Annotated in this window: 18 protein-coding genes; 11 read left to right on the top strand and 7 right to left on the bottom strand. The window is 40.3% G+C overall.

Annotated elements, in window-relative coordinates:
- Positions 1-29: 29 nt before the first annotated feature.
- Positions 30-923: an aldo/keto reductase gene (locus RCC89_15825; protein ID WMJ74621.1), complete on the top strand. Its 894-nt coding sequence runs from the start codon at positions 30-32 to the stop codon at positions 921-923.
- Positions 924-1,048: 125 nt separating this feature from the next.
- Here RCC89_15825 and RCC89_15820 read toward each other — a convergent pair whose 3' ends face one another.
- Positions 1,049-1,543 carry a Smr/MutS family protein gene (locus RCC89_15820; protein ID WMJ74620.1) on the bottom strand — a complete coding sequence of 165 codons (495 nt, stop codon included), beginning with the start codon at positions 1,541-1,543 and terminating at the stop codon, positions 1,049-1,051.
- A gap of 141 nt (positions 1,544-1,684) precedes the next feature.
- On the opposite strand from RCC89_15820, the gene RCC89_15815 reads away from it, so the two are divergent.
- Both RCC89_15815 and RCC89_15810 read left to right on the top strand, forming a co-directional pair.
- Positions 1,685-2,200: a hypothetical protein gene (locus tag RCC89_15815; protein WMJ74619.1), complete on the top strand. Its 516-nt coding sequence runs from the start codon at positions 1,685-1,687 to the stop codon at positions 2,198-2,200.
- A gap of 153 nt (positions 2,201-2,353) precedes the next feature.
- Positions 2,354-3,043 carry a T9SS type A sorting domain-containing protein gene (locus RCC89_15810; protein WMJ74618.1) on the top strand — a complete coding sequence of 230 codons (690 nt, stop codon included), beginning with the start codon at positions 2,354-2,356 and terminating at the stop codon, positions 3,041-3,043.
- Here RCC89_15810 and RCC89_15805 read toward each other — a convergent pair.
- Both RCC89_15805 and lepB read right to left on the bottom strand, forming a co-directional pair.
- On the bottom strand, positions 3,024-4,133 hold the full coding sequence (locus tag RCC89_15805; protein WMJ74617.1) for a glycerophosphodiester phosphodiesterase family protein: 1,110 nt from the start codon (positions 4,131-4,133) through the stop codon (positions 3,024-3,026). The genes RCC89_15810 and RCC89_15805 overlap by 20 nt on opposite strands.
- Before the next feature lie 216 nt (positions 4,134-4,349).
- Complete coding sequence (gene lepB / locus RCC89_15800) at positions 4,350-5,495, bottom strand: signal peptidase I (protein ID WMJ74616.1); 1,146 nt, start codon at positions 5,493-5,495, stop codon at positions 4,350-4,352.
- A gap of 340 nt (positions 5,496-5,835) precedes the next feature.
- On the opposite strand from lepB, the gene RCC89_15795 reads away from it, so the two are divergent.
- The 4 genes from RCC89_15795 (at position 5,836) to RCC89_15780 (ending at position 10,038) form a co-directional block, all read left to right on the top strand.
- On the top strand, positions 5,836-7,422 hold the full coding sequence (locus RCC89_15795; protein WMJ74615.1) for a glycerol-3-phosphate dehydrogenase/oxidase: 1,587 nt from the start codon (positions 5,836-5,838) through the stop codon (positions 7,420-7,422).
- Positions 7,423-8,027: 605 nt separating this feature from the next.
- Positions 8,028-8,339, top strand: a complete 312-nt coding sequence (locus tag RCC89_15790) for a hypothetical protein (protein WMJ74614.1) — start codon at positions 8,028-8,030, stop codon at positions 8,337-8,339.
- Positions 8,340-8,407: 68 nt separating this feature from the next.
- Positions 8,408-9,274, top strand: a complete 867-nt coding sequence (locus RCC89_15785) for a M28 family peptidase (GenBank protein ID WMJ74613.1) — start codon at positions 8,408-8,410, stop codon at positions 9,272-9,274.
- A gap of 68 nt (positions 9,275-9,342) precedes the next feature.
- Entirely contained in the window at positions 9,343-10,038 is a 696-nt protein-coding gene (locus RCC89_15780) for a DUF4918 family protein (GenBank protein ID WMJ74612.1), read from the top strand.
- 118 nt (positions 10,039-10,156) lie between these two features.
- Here the strand turns inward: RCC89_15780 and RCC89_15775 are convergent, their stop codons facing one another.
- Both RCC89_15775 and RCC89_15770 read right to left on the bottom strand, forming a co-directional pair.
- Entirely contained in the window at positions 10,157-10,408 is a 252-nt protein-coding gene (locus RCC89_15775; protein WMJ74611.1) for a BPTI/Kunitz-type proteinase inhibitor domain-containing protein, read from the bottom strand.
- 164 nt (positions 10,409-10,572) lie between these two features.
- Positions 10,573-11,007 carry a DoxX family protein gene (locus RCC89_15770; protein ID WMJ74610.1) on the bottom strand — a complete coding sequence of 145 codons (435 nt, stop codon included), beginning with the start codon at positions 11,005-11,007 and terminating at the stop codon, positions 10,573-10,575.
- A gap of 165 nt (positions 11,008-11,172) precedes the next feature.
- Here RCC89_15770 and RCC89_15765 point away from each other — a divergent pair, with 165 nt between their 5' ends.
- From RCC89_15765 to RCC89_15750, 4 genes are all read left to right on the top strand, one after another.
- On the top strand, positions 11,173-11,709 hold the full coding sequence (locus RCC89_15765) for a DUF4136 domain-containing protein (protein ID WMJ74609.1): 537 nt from the start codon (positions 11,173-11,175) through the stop codon (positions 11,707-11,709).
- Between the two features lie 67 nt (positions 11,710-11,776).
- Positions 11,777-12,277, top strand: a complete 501-nt coding sequence (locus RCC89_15760; GenBank protein ID WMJ74608.1) for a hypothetical protein — start codon at positions 11,777-11,779, stop codon at positions 12,275-12,277.
- A 63-nt stretch (positions 12,278-12,340) separates the two neighbouring features.
- Positions 12,341-12,970, top strand: a complete 630-nt coding sequence (locus RCC89_15755; GenBank protein ID WMJ74607.1) for a protein-L-isoaspartate(D-aspartate) O-methyltransferase — start codon at positions 12,341-12,343, stop codon at positions 12,968-12,970.
- A 27-nt stretch (positions 12,971-12,997) separates the two neighbouring features.
- Positions 12,998-14,143 (top strand): hypothetical protein, encoded by a 1,146-nt coding sequence (locus RCC89_15750; protein ID WMJ74606.1) that lies wholly within the window; start codon positions 12,998-13,000, stop codon positions 14,141-14,143.
- A gap of 55 nt (positions 14,144-14,198) precedes the next feature.
- On the opposite strand, the gene RCC89_15745 is transcribed toward RCC89_15750, so the two are convergent.
- Positions 14,199-14,678, bottom strand: coding sequence for a hypothetical protein (locus tag RCC89_15745; protein ID WMJ74605.1), 480 nt, complete (start codon positions 14,676-14,678; stop codon positions 14,199-14,201).
- Positions 14,679-14,684: 6 nt separating this feature from the next.
- Positions 14,685-16,589 (bottom strand): OmpA family protein, encoded by a 1,905-nt coding sequence (locus RCC89_15740; GenBank protein ID WMJ74604.1) that lies wholly within the window; start codon positions 16,587-16,589, stop codon positions 14,685-14,687.
- Positions 16,590-16,597: the final 8 nt, after the last annotated feature.

Raw genomic sequence — 16,597 nt, 5'->3', positions numbered from 1 at the left:
GTCTTCATAGGAGTAAATTTTTTTGTTCAATGCAGTACAGTACTTTAGGAAACTCTGATATTCAAGTCAGTGAAATCAGTTTTGGTTGCATGTCTTTGGGAAATGATGGGCGGCTTAATGCGGATTTGTTGCATCAGGCATTAGACTTAGGGGTCAATTATTTTGATACAGCAGATGTTTATCAACAAGGGATGAACGAAACTTTTGTAGGCCAAGCCTTTAAAGGCGTTCGTGATAAGCTAGTGCTGTCTTCTAAAGCAGGAAATCAGGTAAGGCCTGACGGTAAAGGTTTTGACTGGAATCCTAGTAAAGCGCATATTCTTAAAGCTGCGGAAGATAGTCTTAAACGTCTTCAAACAGACTATATAGATGTTTATATGCTTCATGGAGGAACCATTGACGATCCTATGGATGAAACAATGGAGGCTTTTGAGTTGCTGAAGGCACAAGGGAAAATACGTGCCTGGGGCATTTCTTCCATCAGGCCCAACGTAATCAGGGAGTATGTGCGAAAGGCTGATATTGCTTGTGTGATGATGCAGTATAGTTTACTAGACCGAAGGCCTGAAGAAGCTTGTTTGGAGTTGCTAAAAAATAATAACATTTCTGTGCTAGCCCGAGGGGCGCTTGCAAAAGGGCTTTTGGCTGGGAAACCCGAACAACCTTATTTAGGATATTCTGAAACGGAGGTAAAGAAAGTGGCGGAGAAAATAAAGAATATTGCTTCCCATGACTGCCACCCGTCTGGGGTAGCTTTAAGGTTTGCTTTGCACCACCCAGCGGTTGCTACTGCTGTTGTCGGGATTAGAACCTCAGAGCAGCTAATAGAAGCTGTTGGCGCGGCAAACTGTAGTGTGTCTGAACAAGATATGATAACACTGAAAAGTGTTTTGGACCCTAACTTTTATGCTCAACACAGATAGGGTAAAAGTAAGCGTCTTTTGTCCAGATGTCATTGTTGTTAAAGTCATGGCCTTTCCTCCATGACTTTCTGTTTTTTTTCATGCTACCTAAAGCGGTCTTAGAAGTTTTAGGTAGTATGAAAAAACTATTTTTCGCCATTTTGCCTGAATTTTACCACAGTTACCGCGTCATTGGCTTCTTTTTTTAGCGCCTCTATTTCCTTATACTTTTTGAGTACAGCATGTACTGTGTCTCTTAATACACCATTTCCCCGGCCATGGATTACTTTGGCTTCTTTAATACCCAATAATAAAGCGTCATCTACCCATACCGTTAATTCATTCATTACTTCCTCTTTGGCTTTTCCTCGCACATCAAGTTCAAAACGAAAGTGCATCAACTTCTCTTTGGTATCTATTCCTGAGTTAACCACTAGGTTTTTGACATTTTCTTTTGATTCAGGATAAAGGCCTTCCTCTGTGGGTTCTGGATTTTCAGCGGGTTCTACTTTGTTCTTTTTAACAGTCATTTTCATGGGGCCAATGGCTATCTCAAGGTCTTTGCCTTTGTCTTTCAATACTTCTGCTACAGTGTCTTGTCCTGTTATTTTTACATAACTCCCTGTTTTAAATTGATCCATAAGCTATTTGTTGAATAGTTAATATTAACAGAAATCGGTAATGCGCCCATTTGTTCAAGAAGCATTCTTGTTTTTTGGCTCCACCTGCCAATTCAATTAGAACATTTCGTAATTGGCTGGGTTCTTATAAAAAGTACCAGAATGGAGAAGGAAAAGTATATCACCGGTTCAAAAATTTTGACAGCAGTCTATGGAATGACGGTGGTTTCAGGGTATGTGGCAGACTGGAACCGGACGCATCTTTTTAATCCCCGCTGGACACCACATTCCAAATTTCATGATGCACTAAGTATACTCATGGCAACCATGAATGGAGCTTCTTCGCTTTATTTTTTGCATAAAAAAAGTGGGGACAGGCTTTCGCAACTTAATACTTCTGTGCTTTTTACTGCCATACCTTGTGTTTCTATGGGACTTGCTTATGCTTTTCCCGGAGCAAAAGGGCTTGAGGCGGAATTTCCTAAGTTGGTGCCCAAAATAGGGAAAGTGTATTTAAGTGAATGGGTGGTAAGTGTTACAGGGTTGGCGTTGCTCGCTATCGGTTATGCGATGGAAAAAGAAACACGTAAACGTGCTTTTAGGAAGAAGCTGCCTGTGGCTGAGTTGTTCAAAAAGGTGAATTTACAGAACCTTAAGCTCAGATTGTACCATAATTAGATTTTAAAAGACTCAAATCCCGGTTAAAAGGAAATTTGTTGGCGAAACAAGTAACGTCTGCAAGTTTAGCCTACTGCGTCTGTTGGTTCATTTGTTGACTTTGTTTCATCAACGGATCCTTTTGCATTGGCTGGGATGATAATCTTGTTAGATATGATCTGTAGATGCATTTTGCTGTTGTTTTTGGTTTGTTTTATAAATAACTCTCTTGCACAGGAGCTAAGGTTTTTTGAATTTCACCATCCCGTATGTGCTGAAAACGATTGGCGAGATTCATCTTTTATAGCCGCCACTTCTGATCCGGAGGTCATTGAAGAGGTTATGGAAGATTTAGGTAAACCTGTTGATCAAAGGAGGTTTATTATTGGTAACATAGAGGAGGGGCATGGAGGATATAACTTTAATGGGCCACATGCTTTCCTATGGCACTTTGTCCCAGGCGAGTGGAGCCTGACAGAGGTGGCTATAGAACTTTGTGATGGATGTCCTTATACTATGGTAGATCAGGAAATTGATTACTGGTTACATACTGTAGAGCAGTTTTGCCCTTGGAGCAGCTATGTTCGAAAAGAGATAGAAACTCCTGTGGCGGTTTCTAAGGCAGAGGAGGAACGAATAAAGGTTTTTCCCAATCCTGCCCACAATGAAATTAATATTGTTTCTGAGGGAGAGGATATTAATGAGGTAAGTATTATGGATATGAATGGCAAGACCTTGATAAATAGGTTTTACCACACATCAGAAATTACTATGGACTTATCTGCTTTGCCAGAAGGCTTGTATATTTTGCAAATGAAATTTAATGGCAAGCATTTGCGTAAACTTATAAATGTAGTTCACTAAGGGACTTATAACCTAGTTTTTCCAATACAAGCTCAGCGGGTGCATGATCAACAGGCAGTGGTAAGCCTGCATTTAAGTGATAGTAAAGTAAAGCGTCATCTGTTCGGTTTGTAAACACTCCGTCTGCCAATGGAGAAAATATCTGCATTTGCTCGTTGGTATCGAAAGAATAAGGATGGATTTTTAGCCCAGCTTGTTTAAGTAGGGTAGCATGTATTGGTGAAAGGAGGTTGGGGTAATAGTTAGGTCCACCACTTATGCTAGGACCTGCTATGGTAGCGCCATGTGCTTTGCCAAAGCACAGCCAATCTTTGAAAGTTTCCAGGTTGTCATCTGGAATATCGTCGCCTTCCAGCCCTCGCCATAGTAAGAAGCAAAGGGGGACATGTGCAGAAAATAACTTATTGAGTGTTTTTAGGCTTTCTTTGGAAAAAGTTTGAAGGATAATGCGTTCCACAGAATTGCCCTTAGAAATTCTGTTTCTTCGAACAGAAATATTTTTTAGTTTCTTTGGGTCTGTATTGTACCAGCCTAGTTTTAATAGTTCTGCTTTTAGATCGTGTTCAATGCCAGGAAATAGTTCCGGTATTTTTGTTTCGGCATAGACCCCTGGACGGTTGCCGTTGTCCGCAGGGTCGTTTTCGTACACCGTTCTGACCCTGCCACATGTATCTTGATATAAAAGTCTTTTCCCAAAAATATCACGTTTTATGCGTTTCCCTTCTGCTATCATAACTACATCTTCTAAAGTCAGGATGTCTTGGTTTTCAAAGGCTGCACATGCACGGGAGGGGTAACGCTGATTGAACCAGCTTCCTGCATCTAAGGTCAGTAGTTCCTCATAAGTAAAGGCAGAAGCAGGCTCGTCTTTTCTGTCAGGAAATTTTATAGCAATGTCCGTAGTCCTTTGCAAGTTTTCGTCATGAAGGGCTATCAAATATCCGTCAAGGGTTCGCTGAAGGTCTATTTCCAAATAATCAGCGCCCATATTGCGTGCCCAACGCATGGCTGCTTCGGTCTCCTCGGGTGCCCAATAAGTGGTTCCTCTATGGGCAATAATTAGCTTTTTATGTATAGAAAGGGCTTTCATCTTTCCTATCAAGAAACATATATCCGATTAAACGGAAATCTGCTGCTGCAGGTTCCTTATATACTATGAATGAAATTAGGAACAACTGGTGTTTTATGGTGATATGATGGTTAAGATGTATATTCCCCGTCAGCGACCCCAGACCTGACGGCGTAATTATAAAAAAAGTGGGACGTAAATTGTTACGTCCCACTTTTTTAGTTATTCAGAAAAAAGCTAGTTAATCGGCCTAAATATCTTATGCCACCTGACCTTATCTAAAAAGCCACCATGCGGATCTAATGAGAACCAAGTAAAGGCTGCTTTGCCCACTACATGGTCTTCTGGTACAAAACCCCAATATCTTGAGTCAAGAGAGTTATGCCTGTTGTCTCCAACCATAAAATAATAATCCTGTTTAAAGGTGTATTCTTTTACCTCTTGACCATCTATAAATAATTTGTTTTTCTCAACCCGAACATCCTTATTGTGGTCATACAGTTTGATGATATCGCCATATAAGGCCAGATTTTCTAAGTTAACTTTAATTGTTTCGCCTTTTTGAGGGACCTTTAAAGGGCCAAACCAGTCATTGTTCCATGAAAACAGCTTAGCGTTTTGTGGGAATATGCCATCCCCTCTTTCGCCTTTCGCATATGGTTTAAAACCTTTTTCCCCATTGCTGGAAGCCTCAGCAACATTTTTGACAATAGATAGCTTTTTCAGGTCTGCTGCTTGCTTTTTATTTAGGTGCATTAGTTGAACATGCAGGTTCTTCTCTTTTCTCAAATAGTATGACTCCGAAATTTTAAACTCCCTTAACTCTTCACGGTTCAATGGGTACTGTGAGTATACTAAATAAGTAAACTGTACATTTTCAGGATCTTCACCTCTTTCTCCATTAATAAAAACCTTTTTGTCTTCTATTTTTATTTCATCGCCAGGCAGTGCCAGGCAACGCTTTACATAGAAAGTCTTCAGATCTACAGGGTAGTCTATGTTGTCGTTAAGCTCTTTGGTTGGTACATTAAACACGACCACATCGTTACGCTCTACTTTGCCAAAACCAGGAAGCCTATATTGTGGCAACTTGATCCAGTCAAGATAAGATTGGATGCCAAGCACAGGTATTCTTTGGTGCGTAAGCGGAAGTTGTAATGGAGTCTGTGGAGTTCTTGTTCCATAGTGGACTTTACTTACAAAAAGGTAGTCTCCAACAAGAAGGGAACTTTCCATTGAAGAAGTAGGAATTACAAATGCTTCCATAAACATCCACCTAATAAGAGTGGCTGCTACTACTGCAAAAACAATGGAATCTACCCACTCACGGGTTTTTGATTTTTTCTTCTTGTTTTCACCTTTTTTAAAGAAATTGAATGCCATGGGTTCTGTTATAAGTATTTTAATTAAAAAAGTAAGGCAAGATTAATGCCCTTTTTGAACTTTTAAAAGGTTCTTGGGTAATATTTTATTTTGAATTAACACATCTTTAAGCAAATATATTCCAGTAAAAGGGAAAAAATACGTTTTTTTATAAAGAAAAATTACTATTGAGCTTGGCAAGGAGATAAATAAGGTGAAACATTGATAGATAAATATCTAAATCTTGCGTATATTATCATAGATATGGGCGCCAACAGGGCAAAAGCATTTTTTAACAGGGCATGCTTAATTGTCAGAACCTCTGACTTGTTCAGTATGTTATAAAGCAAACCACCATTTTATGAACAGGGAGTCAGCAAAAAATGCGCTCAGGCAAGACATTTGCTGGGACATCATAGTTATTGGCGGAGGTGCCACAGGATTGGGCGTGGCAGTCGATGCCGCGCTAAGAGGGTACAAAACCCTTTTGCTTGAGCAGGCAGATTTTACTAAAGGAACTTCTAGTAGGAGTACCAAATTAGTCCATGGCGGTGTGCGGTATTTAGAGCAGGGCAATGTCTCCCTGGTATTAGAAGCCTTATATGAAAGAGGTGTCCTTTTGAAAAATGCACCTCATATTACCAGTAACCAGACATTTGTCATCCCTACTTTTTCTTTCTGGAAAAGTATGTTTTACGCCACCGGCCTTAAGTTGTACGATTGGCTGTCTGGCAAACTAAGTCTAGGATCCTCCAAAATGGTCGAGGCTGCAATAGTAGAGAAGCAAATGCCAGGTTTAAAAACCGAAGGCCTGAAGAAAGGCATATTATACCATGACGGCCAGTTTGATGATGCTCGCTTGGGCATTAACTTGGCCCAAACCTGTGTCGATGCTGGAGGGACCGTGGTAAACTATATGAAGGTGACAGGGTTGGCCAAAGATGGTCAGGGAAAATTGTCCGGTTTAAATGCGCTTGATATCGAGTCAGGCGAGGAATATCAATTGCAGGCCAAAACCATAGTAAATGCTACCGGGGTGTTCTCAGATTACATTCTTTTCATGGACTGCCCAGGCCGTAAACCTGCCATACAACCAAGCCAAGGAGTGCATATTGTGCTTGATAAGAAATTTTTGCCGTCTGAACATGCACTTATGGTTCCCAAAACCAAAGATGGCAGAGTTCTTTTTGCGGTGCCATGGTATGGCAAAATAGTGGCAGGAACTACCGATACTTTGGTCGATAAGCCTTCCTCAGAACCCCGCGCCTTGCAAGAGGAAGTTGATTTTATCATCGACACATTAGGAAAGTACCTGGTGGATAAGCCTGAGCCTAAAGATGTATTGTCTGTTTTTGCAGGAATGCGTCCCTTGGTACGGCCAGAAGCGCCGGGGCAAAAAACCAAAGAAATTTCTCGCAGCCATAAAATTACCATTTCCAGCAGTGGTTTGGTTTCCATAAGCGGCGGCAAGTGGACAACCTATCGGAAAATGGCAGAAGATACAGTCAATGTGGCTATTCAGCAAGGAGCGCTATCTCCTTACCCTTGTAAAACCTCTCAACATCCCATTCATGGGTACACCCAGTCACCTGCACACGATTGGCTGCACTGCTATGGCGCCGATGCTGACAAAATCCGGAGCATTATGGAGGCAGAAGAAGGGACATCAGAAAAGCTCCACCCCAATTATCCGCATGTTAAAGCTGAAGTGGTTTGGGCAGCCCGTCAGGAGATGGCACGAAATGTAGAGGATGTGCTTGCCCGACGTTTGCGCATTTTGTTTGTCGATGCCAAAGCTGCTATAGATATGGCACAGGTAGTGGCAGAAACACTCGCCCAAGAACTGAACAAAGATACTTTATGGGTGGAAAATCAAAAGTCAGGGTTTATCCAACTTGCCCAAGAATATTTGCTCGAACCTTACAATCCTCAAGTTTCTTCAGTATAAAAATTGGGCGGCTGCCCCGGGGCTTAAGCAAATGGTAAAGCTAAATGCATACACTGGCTAAGCCCCGGGTCACCAGGCTCTCCGCTTTTACTCCTCGCCCTCCTGTCGTCGGGACTGCGGGGTAACCGCTTCGATCCTTGCCGCGGAAGGCGCTGGTGGTTATACTGGCTTTTGCACCTTGTAAAGGAACAGCTTAACATGTAAGGCGCGCTGAAAAACGCCCAAAATATTGATCTGTTGATATTTGTATAAGAATTAGGAGGTATAGGTGCAAGGGTTTTTCGGTTATTTCTTATTTTTATGTGCACATTAAAGTGAGAAGCTTTTAACCCAATACTTTTTTGGGCTAGCCACAAGCGCACAATTAACTTTATGGCCTTACATTCGAAGTATTCCAATACGTCTTCATGTAAGGCCATGCGTATCTTGCACACTTGTGACTTTTTCAGCAGGCCCTATGTAATTTTGGCGTTTGATTATATATGTCACTCATTAACCTGTTTTTCCTGCCTTATTTATTTTGCAAAACGCATAAGATAAATAAATCTAAAGTTGAAAAATCAGCGCTTATCGCTTACTTAAGCGAAATTCTCCCGGAATACAGTATGGAGGGGTGGTACGACGATAGAACCTTTTCCTTTTACAGGATCTACAGTCCCACACAGATGAATATTTGTGTCCAGGGCAAAATTAGTATCGTGGAGCATGAAGGGTCTTATGAAGTACAGTTGCTGATGTATAACAAACTCTATTTGTTGCTTAGCTATGTTGCATTTCTATTTCCGGTTATTCAAGGGGGCAATATTCCTGTAGGTATAGTGTTTGCATTTTTTACTTTTCTTATTGCAGGAGTTCCTTTTTTTATACTTTCCTTAAGAATCTACCTGACTATTTGTAAGGCAGGCAAGGTTTGTTAAGTTCTAGAACTTTACCCTAACACTCCTAAAAAAAATCCTCTTATATTAGAAAGGAGAAATGATGAATTATGGAAGTTCAGGAACTGACGCAAACCCGGCTGTATAAAGATGTTTTAAGGTTAACCAAAGTAACGCCAGCCAGGAATTATTTAAATATAAGCGTATTGAATGATCTGTCTGATTATATTTATCAGGAGTTTAGTCGGCTTCACTGTCAGACATTCTTTCAGGAATTTACTGTAGATGACCGGTGCTATAGAAATGTTATTGCTTCTTTTGGGCCAGAAAAGGGAGCGCGGGTGGTTTTAGGTGCCCATTATGACGTAGCAGGCAATCAGCCCGGTGCCGACGATAATGCCAGTGGCGTGGCAGGTTTGTTGGAAATAGCTCGCTTGCTTCATGTGTCTGAACCGCTGAAGCATAGGGTAGATCTAGTAGCTTATTGTCTGGAAGAACCTCCGTATTTTGCCACAGATCAAATGGGCAGTGCTTTTCATGCCAAGTGCCTAAGAGAAAATAATATCGACGTAAAAGGCATGATATGTTTGGATATGATCGGATATTTTTCTGACAAGCCCAATTCCCAAGGTTTCCCTAAAGCAGAATATGAATCACTATATCCATCGGTTGGTAATTATATTCTGGTTGTGGGCCGTAACGGGCAGGAAGAATTTACCAAAAAGGTCAAAAAGCTTATGCAGGACTATAGTCAAATAGAGGTGCATGATATAAGCTTTTCAGAAGCGGAAAAGTTGGCCGGCTTTTCTGATCACCGTAATTATTGGAAATACGGATATCCCGCAGTCATGATCTGTGACACGGCTTACTTGCGCAATCCCCATTATCATAAATTTACAGATATTATAGAAACCCTAAATTTTGAGAAAATGGCGGAAGTGGTGAAAGGAGTTTTTGGCGCCGTAGTGAATTTATAGGTAGAAAGGGAAAAAATAAAAAGGAATAATGACAGTAATTGCCCTTCTTCAATATTTTTACATTTGTTATGAAATCATTTGCTGACAAACTTATTGCATATAACGAGTTGCTTGAATATACAGGACCTCTTCCTGCAAACATTCGAGTCATGAATCCTTTTCAAGAAAGTGTTCAGGCTTTGGAAATTTCCTCTGCTTTTTACCAAAAATTTTACAGTGACAACCAGCCCCGTCGTCTTATCATCGGGATAAACCCCGGCCGTTTTGGCGGTGGAGTTACGGGTATTCCATTTACCGATACCAAAAGGCTCCAAAGTGAATGTGGTATTCCGTATGAAGGAAAAGATACTTATGAGCCTTCGTCGGTATTTGTCTACGATGTCATTAATGCCTACGGTGGGGCAGAGGCCTTTTATAAAAAATTTCTGGTACATGCGGTTTTCCCTTTGGCCATTACCAAAGTAGGAGAAAACGGAAAAGAAACCAACTTCAACTATTACGACAGCCGTGAATTAAAAGATGCTGTATATGATTTTACCGTTCGGCACATCAAAAGGCTTATAGCAATGGGTATGAACACCGAAAAGTGCTACTGCCTGGGAACTAACAAGAATTTTAAATTCCTGCAAAAGCTGAATAAGGAACACCACTTTTTTAAAGACATCATCCCTCTTGAACATCCCAGATTTATCGTTCAGTATAAATCTCGTTATAAGCAGGAATATATAGATAAGTATTTGGAGGTGTTGGGGCGTCCAAATTAACTCTCGCCACACCGTGCGAGAGTTCCCTTTATATGTTTCTTAAAACTGCTTCATCAGCCAGAGTTTTTTTATCGCTGAATCCTTTGGCTTCGGGTTGAAATGCACCCTCCACATTCACTCAGTCGCAATGGCAGCTGTTTTGGCACTCTTCCATACTTTTGAACGGTCTAACACCTTGGCAACCTCCCCATAAAAATTCTACACACTCTCCTCTCTCTTTGTCAAAATAATAGCCTGGGTGATTGCCAAAGCAAGGTCCAGTTTCTCCCTTCAAATTGCATTTGTCATTTTGAATGCAATCTTTTTCGCAGCTTGTAATAGACAAAAGGAAAAAGAGCGCTAATGTGAAATTGGCAAATAGGGTTTTCATTGCTTTTTAAAAAGTTTGATGGTTGAAAAAGTTAATGAAGTGCTTTTTAAAGTTATAGTCAAGTTTTTTATAGGAAAGGTGGTGTTTTTAATAGATGAAGCTGCTGTCAGGTTGTTTCAGGTGAAGAGTTATTCACGCTTTATTCTTCACCTGTTTACCCAAAATTACCTTAACCGTTCACAAAGTTTATGGTCAAGGCCATAAAGTCCGCTGCCGTTAACGATCAGGAATATGCTTCCTAAAAGCATAGACCAATCGGTGCGGATACGGTTGGCCATAAACCAAAACCCGTCTTCTGTAAGTACTGGTAATTGGGTGTAAAAAATCGCAAAAACCATAATTATGGCTGTTACAACTGAGGCAATTCTGGTGGTAAGCCCTATTAGGATCAGTATGCCACACAGGATTTCTAATATTCCAACCAATGGACCTGTAAGTTCAGGTAGAAAAACTCCTAAATCGTCAAACCTGTGGGAGCCTCTAAGTTCGGGGTATAGGAATTTTTGGATGCCTTCTGAAAGAAAAACTGTGCCGACCAGTAGGCGGATAATTATAAAGGTTGGATTGGGTGCTGTACTTAATATTTTTTTTGTATTCATTTCTGGTAAAATCAGTATGACTTATGTTCTTCTTAATTGCAAAGTAATAATAAATCGAGTAATGTCCACTACTATTTTAAGTAGATTAACATAGACTGCCCAAGGTTGTATTTGTCATTAACTTTACAAGGCTGAACCTGTTTTTATAAAAAAGGGGAGATGTTTATGAGGAGTTTGGTAAGTGTTATAGGCTTGTTGTTTATATTTTTATGTTCATCATGTGTAAAAGAAGTGCACACGTCTGCATTAGATGATTGGGATTATGAGCAGTATAAAACTTATGCTTGGATGATACCCACAGATGATCAGTTATATAATGCGATCATCCATCAAAATATCCATAACTTTGTAAATAAGGAGATGCACGACAGAGGTTTTATTGCCGACTCTGTTGATCCTGATATTCTTATTGACTACCGCCTGATGGTCGAAGAGCAGGAAGTGCAGACAGTCCAGCCTTTTTTCCCGGAGTCGCCGTATCCGCAAAGGTTTTGGCAGCCTAATAATTCAATGTTGTCCTACGAGCTTCAAGAGGGTTATTATGAAGAGGGCGTTTTTTACATTGATATTTATGACCTGGAACGTGAGCGGCATATTTGGAGTGGTTGGACGGTAGAGCCAATGATGGACGATACTTTTCATGAAAAAAACCTTTTACGGTCTGTTAGAAAAATTTTTCGGCAGTTTCCGGTCGATGACTGAGCGATTATATGCAGTGGTTTTTCAGGATATGTGTAACTTTGTCTTCTGAAAATTGAACTTGCTAAACATGCAACCATTTAAACTAAGTATAAACTATCAAGCAGAAGACTTGCAGAAGGCTTTTGAAACCCACTTTTTTACCTTCCACCCGCATCGGACACGGCTCATGCTTTACCTTGCTCTTGCAATGATTGCTTTGGGTATTGTATTGGAGTTTGTTTATGCCAACGGTGACTCTTTTACCGCTCATTTTTTACTTATCTACGGTACTTTTGTCCTTTTTTACTATATCTGGAAAACGAAATCCATGGGGAAGCGGTTGTATAAAAAGCTGCCAGAATATCAAGCGCCTATTGTTTACGAGGTTTCCGATCAAGGGTTGTCTATAGAGACTCATAAGGGTGCTGTAGAGCATGACTGGAAGGATATGAACCGGGCACTTGTTAAAGATGATATCATCCTTGTATATCCCAACGACAGTGGGTTCCATATTTTCATGAAAAAGCACCTTAAAGGGGAGGAGTTTGCTAAGCTGAAAGGGCTAGTAGAGAAGAAAGTACCCAAATAATGCCGGGCGTTCACTTCGCCAAACAAATTTTATAAGTGGTAGTTTGAATACAAAAAAGCACCTATGAGAACTACCAAAGCAGATATGATCCAGTTTCAGCTTAAAGACCGTGGGATAACAGACCCAGCGGTGCTAAAAGCGATGGGGTCAGTTGACAGAAGCCTGTTTGTGCCTGATGATATGCAGGACTTGGCTTATGAAGATGGTCCTTTGCCCATTGGTCATGAACAGACCATTAGCCAACCATACATTGTAGCATATATGGCGCAGGAGTTAAAATTAAACCCTGAAGACAAAGTGTTGGAAATTGGCTCTGGATGTGGCTACAATGCTGCCATTCTTTCTCAAATAGTTTCTGAAGTGTATAGCATCGAAATTGTTGATTGGCTCGCTGATTTGGCCAAAGAGAATTTACAGAAGGCTGGTATTTCAAATGTTTATCTTCAGCACAAAGATGGCTTTGAAGGATGGCCGGAGAAAGCACCCTTTGATGCCATTGTCCTTACGGCTGCCCCTCCAGAAATTCCAGAGCCTTTGAAAAAGCAGCTTAAAGTTGGTGGTAAAATCTTGGCTCCTGTAGGGGAAGAGGTGCAATATTTAAACTTTTGGGAAAAAATAGGAGATCATAAATTCTCTAAACATAAGCTTCTTCCTGTGCGGTTTGTACCCATGACTGGTGAAGCGCAACGGTGATTTGTATCAATCCATAAAATCTTAACAATGAGCAATAAACAGGAAAAAGCACATAGACTTTTGATGGACTATGCCCGAAGGACTGGCATTGTAGAAGGAGAAGGGGGTATTACCCAGCGTTACTTAGGGACAGATGCCTTTGCCGTACAGGGCTTTTTTGCCCTTGCGCATATTTATGACAATAAAGAATATGAAAAACTAGCGGTAAGGTTGATTGATGCTGTTCATGGTGTGCTCGGGAAGTTTCATAAGGAAGATTCCCGAAAAGGATGGATTAGTGGTTTGTCTGAGAGTGAAGGAAAAGAACACCCAACAGTTGGCGGGTTGAGGATCGGGAAGGAAATGCCAGAACGAGGTCAGGATGAACCTTTCAATAGCCGTCTTGAATGGGACCGTGATGGACAGTATTTTCATTATATTACCCGATGGATTCATTCGTTGCTTCTGGCTGAAAGGGAAACGGACAATCGGCAATATGCTATACAGGCTCTTGAACTACTAAAAGCATGCGAAAAATTCATTGATAGGAGCAAAGGTCTTCGGATGTACTGGAAGATGAGTACCGATTTGTCCCGGCCTTTGGTTTCAGCCTCGGGTGCACATGATCCGCTCGAAGGTCTCATTTGTGCAGAAAGTATCTTGGATGTTTTACCTGAGAAAGAAAAGGAGCTTGGCCAAATGTTGGACGACCTTAATAAATTATGTCATGGGCAGGAGTGGTCTACAGCAGATGCCTTGGGGACTGGCAGTCTATTGCTCAACACGCTACAAGCATCCGCTCTTACTCTTTCTGGCAGAAAACTAAACGAATCCATTCAGCCTAAAAAACTTTTTCAGGAATGTTTATATGGACTTGGATATTTTATGCACAGCGAAGAAGTCAAAAGTGCCCCATTTGGTAGATTGGCTTTCCGTGAGTGCGGTTTGTCTCTTGGGTTACGGGCTATATTTGCGTTAAAAGACCGGGTAGGAGAGGTAGGGATATCTCTAAAAAAAATAGAGCGTTATATGGTTCTAGCAGACGAAATTGAAAATAGTTGGCTAGATGAAAAGAATCAAAGACATGGCTCCTGGAAAGACCATCTGGATATTAATGCGGTAACTTTGGCATGTAGTATTATAGCTCAAAACCATCCCTATGTGTTCTGTCCTGTCAAAGTAACTGTTGGTTAGCTTTACCAGACTATAGTCAAAGAACCTTGTAAACGACTGCTTTGCAAGGTTCTTCCTAACCTTCTTTTGCTATTTTAGCTGTAATTGTTTTGGAGAGCTGTTCCATTTCTTTTTGATTTATGTTAATATCAATTTTGGTGGAAGAACTATTGTTAAAGGTAACTTCAATTTTTGTATCTATTCCTTTTAAATTTTTGTTGTCAAGAAAATACCACAAGGGGTAACTATAACTTTTACTCTTAAACGATTTAATATGAGATAGTTCATATTTTTCAACTGATGAAAGGTTAGGGAGTAATGAGGTCCTTAAATGATATAAATGGCTTTCGTCAACAAGTAAATCCTCTTCTCTTGTTAAGAAGATAGCTGTGGCGAAGCATGTGAAAAGCGTAAAATTTAATAAATTACTCTCAAAGTTCCATATTAGCAGGGTAATTATTGCTGCCAAGGACATAACAGTTCTTTTGATCCAAAAATGCTTACTTTTGAAATTAGTTGTGCTAACTATAGTATTGGTTTTTATTTGATCGTGCATAGAAATTTATTTAATAGTGAGTTCAGTTCTTCTGTTTAACTGTCTTCCCTCTCTTGTTTCGTTGGTGGCAATTGGTTTGGTTAACCCATAGCCGTTAGTTTCAAGCCTGTTCTGGTCAATACCTTTTTTGGTCAGGTAGTTGAAGACAGCTTTTGCTCTTTGTTTCGAAAGCTTTAAGTTGTATTCAGCATCACCTTCAGCATCTGTGTGGCCTGATATTTCTATACGCACATCTGGGTTTGTTGTTAAAAAATTGTATACCCTTTCTAGTTCAATTTCAGATTCTTTTCGCAGAGAGTAGCGGTCAAAATCGAAAAATATGTTACGCAGGGTAATTATTGTTCCCTTTGCGATTGGGTCGAGGCATATTTTTTCCTCTATTTCTTTATATGATGCCAGGTTTGGAATATCTATGTTTTTTGAGAAAAATGCATAATCTTCTGACTCTACTGCAATGCCATAATTTCTTCCTGAAGGGAGTATGACAATGTATTTACCCGTGCTGCTATTTGGGGTATATGTTCCTACAACTTTTCCAGTGCTATTGTCTGTTACTGTTATTTTAGAAAGCAAGGGCTGTTGAGTTATGCAGTCTAGTACCAAACCTTTCCATACAACAAGTGGGGCAAGAGACACATCCCTTTCCAACATATAAATATCTTTTTCTCCAAAACCATTTTCTCTGATGGAAGAGAAGTAAGCTCTTGAATTGTCTGCCGACCAGACAAAGTGAAAATCGTCACCTGCGGTGTTAATTGGATACCCAACATTTTTTGCATTTGATAAAATTTCTCCTGTTTCTAGATCAATTTTTACTGAAAATATGTCAAATCCACCCATAGACCTGTGTCCTCTGGAGCTAAAGTATAAAGTTTGCCCATCTGCATGAATGAAGGGAGATATTTCATCGTCAGGGGTGTTGACTTGTGGTCCCAGTAAAATGGCCGGGCCAAAAGTCCCGTCTTCTTCTCTTTTTGACATATAGATGTCTGTTCCTCCTACACCCCCTTTTCTATTGCTGGAAAAAAAGATAACATCATTATTAGAAGAAATACTTCCGCTTGATTCCCATGCTGGAGAGTTTATGTTAGGGCCAAGGTTTTTGGGGGTAGTCCATGTAGAGCCGTCCAGTGTGCTGATAAACAAATCTCCGTTGCCAGAATTGGCTTTGTAAACCATCATTTGTTGGCCGTCTGCCGAAAGCGCTACACAAGCTTCATGTTTGGCGGTGTTAATTTTATCCAAACTTACCGGGGGGAGCCATACCCCATCTTCTTTTTCGGACATATAGATGTCTTCAAAATACATAAGGTCTTTAGGGTCAAGGCGTCCACCTGTACTAATGGGTTTGCGTGAGGTAAACATCAAAACCGACTCATCAGCAGAGATTAAAGGGTTGTAATCTGGATATTCAGAATTTATGACATACCCTAGATTGGTAATTTTTACTGCTGTAGAGTCCATGATTAGATTTGCCCCGTTTTTACAGTAGGTTATATACTTTTCTACTTCGGCTATTTTTTCACGTTCTGATGCTTTTAGTTGTTTTTTGTAAGCTTCAAAAGCGGAAATGGCATTTTTGAACTCATGGTTTAGGTGATAAGCCCTACCCAAGTAAAAATCTGCATCCTCAAATCCTGCACTGGAAGCTATGGCCATTTGAAGATGTTTTAATGCTTTTGAGGCTTGCTTTGTATATAAATAACATATTCCTATGTTGTAATTAAGCTTTGCGTCAGTTCTTTCGGTGCTGTCTATTTTTAAGAACTCTTTGAGTGCATCTTGGTAAACCTCTTTTTTGAACAAGGTCACTCCTTTTTTTAGGTGAGCTCTATTTTTTTTAGAAATGTCTTGTGCACATAAGTTGCTGAACAACAATGTTAGTACAAGTAATAGGATATGCTTTTGCATGTTTTTGT

The organism is Cytophagaceae bacterium ABcell3 (genome assembly GCA_030913385.1).
In the GTDB taxonomy this organism is placed as follows: domain Bacteria; phylum Bacteroidota; class Bacteroidia; order Cytophagales; family Cytophagaceae; genus ABcell3.
The sequence above is the reverse complement of the archived record's forward strand: the minus strand, read 5'-3'. Positions and strand labels throughout refer to the sequence as shown.

What these genes read in the sequence shown, in the direction of transcription:
- RCC89_15795 (WMJ74615.1), top strand. Translation starts at nt 5,836, where the DNA reads ATGAACAGGGAGTCAGCAAAAAATGCGCTCAGGCAAGACATTTGCTGG.
- RCC89_15805 (WMJ74617.1), bottom strand. Translation starts at nt 4,133, where the DNA reads ATGAAAGCCCTTTCTATACATAAAAAGCTAATTATTGCCCATAGAGGA.
- RCC89_15740 (WMJ74604.1), bottom strand. Translation starts at nt 16,589, where the DNA reads ATGCAAAAGCATATCCTATTACTTGTACTAACATTGTTGTTCAGCAAC.
- RCC89_15815 (WMJ74619.1), top strand. Translation starts at nt 1,685, where the DNA reads ATGGAGAAGGAAAAGTATATCACCGGTTCAAAAATTTTGACAGCAGTC.
- RCC89_15775 (WMJ74611.1), bottom strand. Translation starts at nt 10,408, where the DNA reads ATGAAAACCCTATTTGCCAATTTCACATTAGCGCTCTTTTTCCTTTTG.
- RCC89_15780 (WMJ74612.1), top strand. Translation starts at nt 9,343, where the DNA reads ATGAAATCATTTGCTGACAAACTTATTGCATATAACGAGTTGCTTGAA.
- lepB (WMJ74616.1), bottom strand. Translation starts at nt 5,495, where the DNA reads ATGGCATTCAATTTCTTTAAAAAAGGTGAAAACAAGAAGAAAAAATCA.
- RCC89_15755 (WMJ74607.1), top strand. Translation starts at nt 12,341, where the DNA reads ATGAGAACTACCAAAGCAGATATGATCCAGTTTCAGCTTAAAGACCGT.
- RCC89_15750 (WMJ74606.1), top strand. Translation starts at nt 12,998, where the DNA reads ATGAGCAATAAACAGGAAAAAGCACATAGACTTTTGATGGACTATGCC.
- RCC89_15810 (WMJ74618.1), top strand. Translation starts at nt 2,354, where the DNA reads ATGATCTGTAGATGCATTTTGCTGTTGTTTTTGGTTTGTTTTATAAAT.
- RCC89_15745 (WMJ74605.1), bottom strand. Translation starts at nt 14,678, where the DNA reads ATGCACGATCAAATAAAAACCAATACTATAGTTAGCACAACTAATTTC.
- RCC89_15825 (WMJ74621.1), top strand. Translation starts at nt 30, where the DNA reads ATGCAGTACAGTACTTTAGGAAACTCTGATATTCAAGTCAGTGAAATC.
- RCC89_15760 (WMJ74608.1), top strand. Translation starts at nt 11,777, where the DNA reads ATGCAACCATTTAAACTAAGTATAAACTATCAAGCAGAAGACTTGCAG.
- RCC89_15820 (WMJ74620.1), bottom strand. Translation starts at nt 1,543, where the DNA reads ATGGATCAATTTAAAACAGGGAGTTATGTAAAAATAACAGGACAAGAC.
- RCC89_15785 (WMJ74613.1), top strand. Translation starts at nt 8,408, where the DNA reads ATGGAAGTTCAGGAACTGACGCAAACCCGGCTGTATAAAGATGTTTTA.
- RCC89_15770 (WMJ74610.1), bottom strand. Translation starts at nt 11,007, where the DNA reads ATGAATACAAAAAAAATATTAAGTACAGCACCCAATCCAACCTTTATA.
- RCC89_15790 (WMJ74614.1), top strand. Translation starts at nt 8,028, where the DNA reads ATGGAGGGGTGGTACGACGATAGAACCTTTTCCTTTTACAGGATCTAC.
- RCC89_15765 (WMJ74609.1), top strand. Translation starts at nt 11,173, where the DNA reads ATGAGGAGTTTGGTAAGTGTTATAGGCTTGTTGTTTATATTTTTATGT.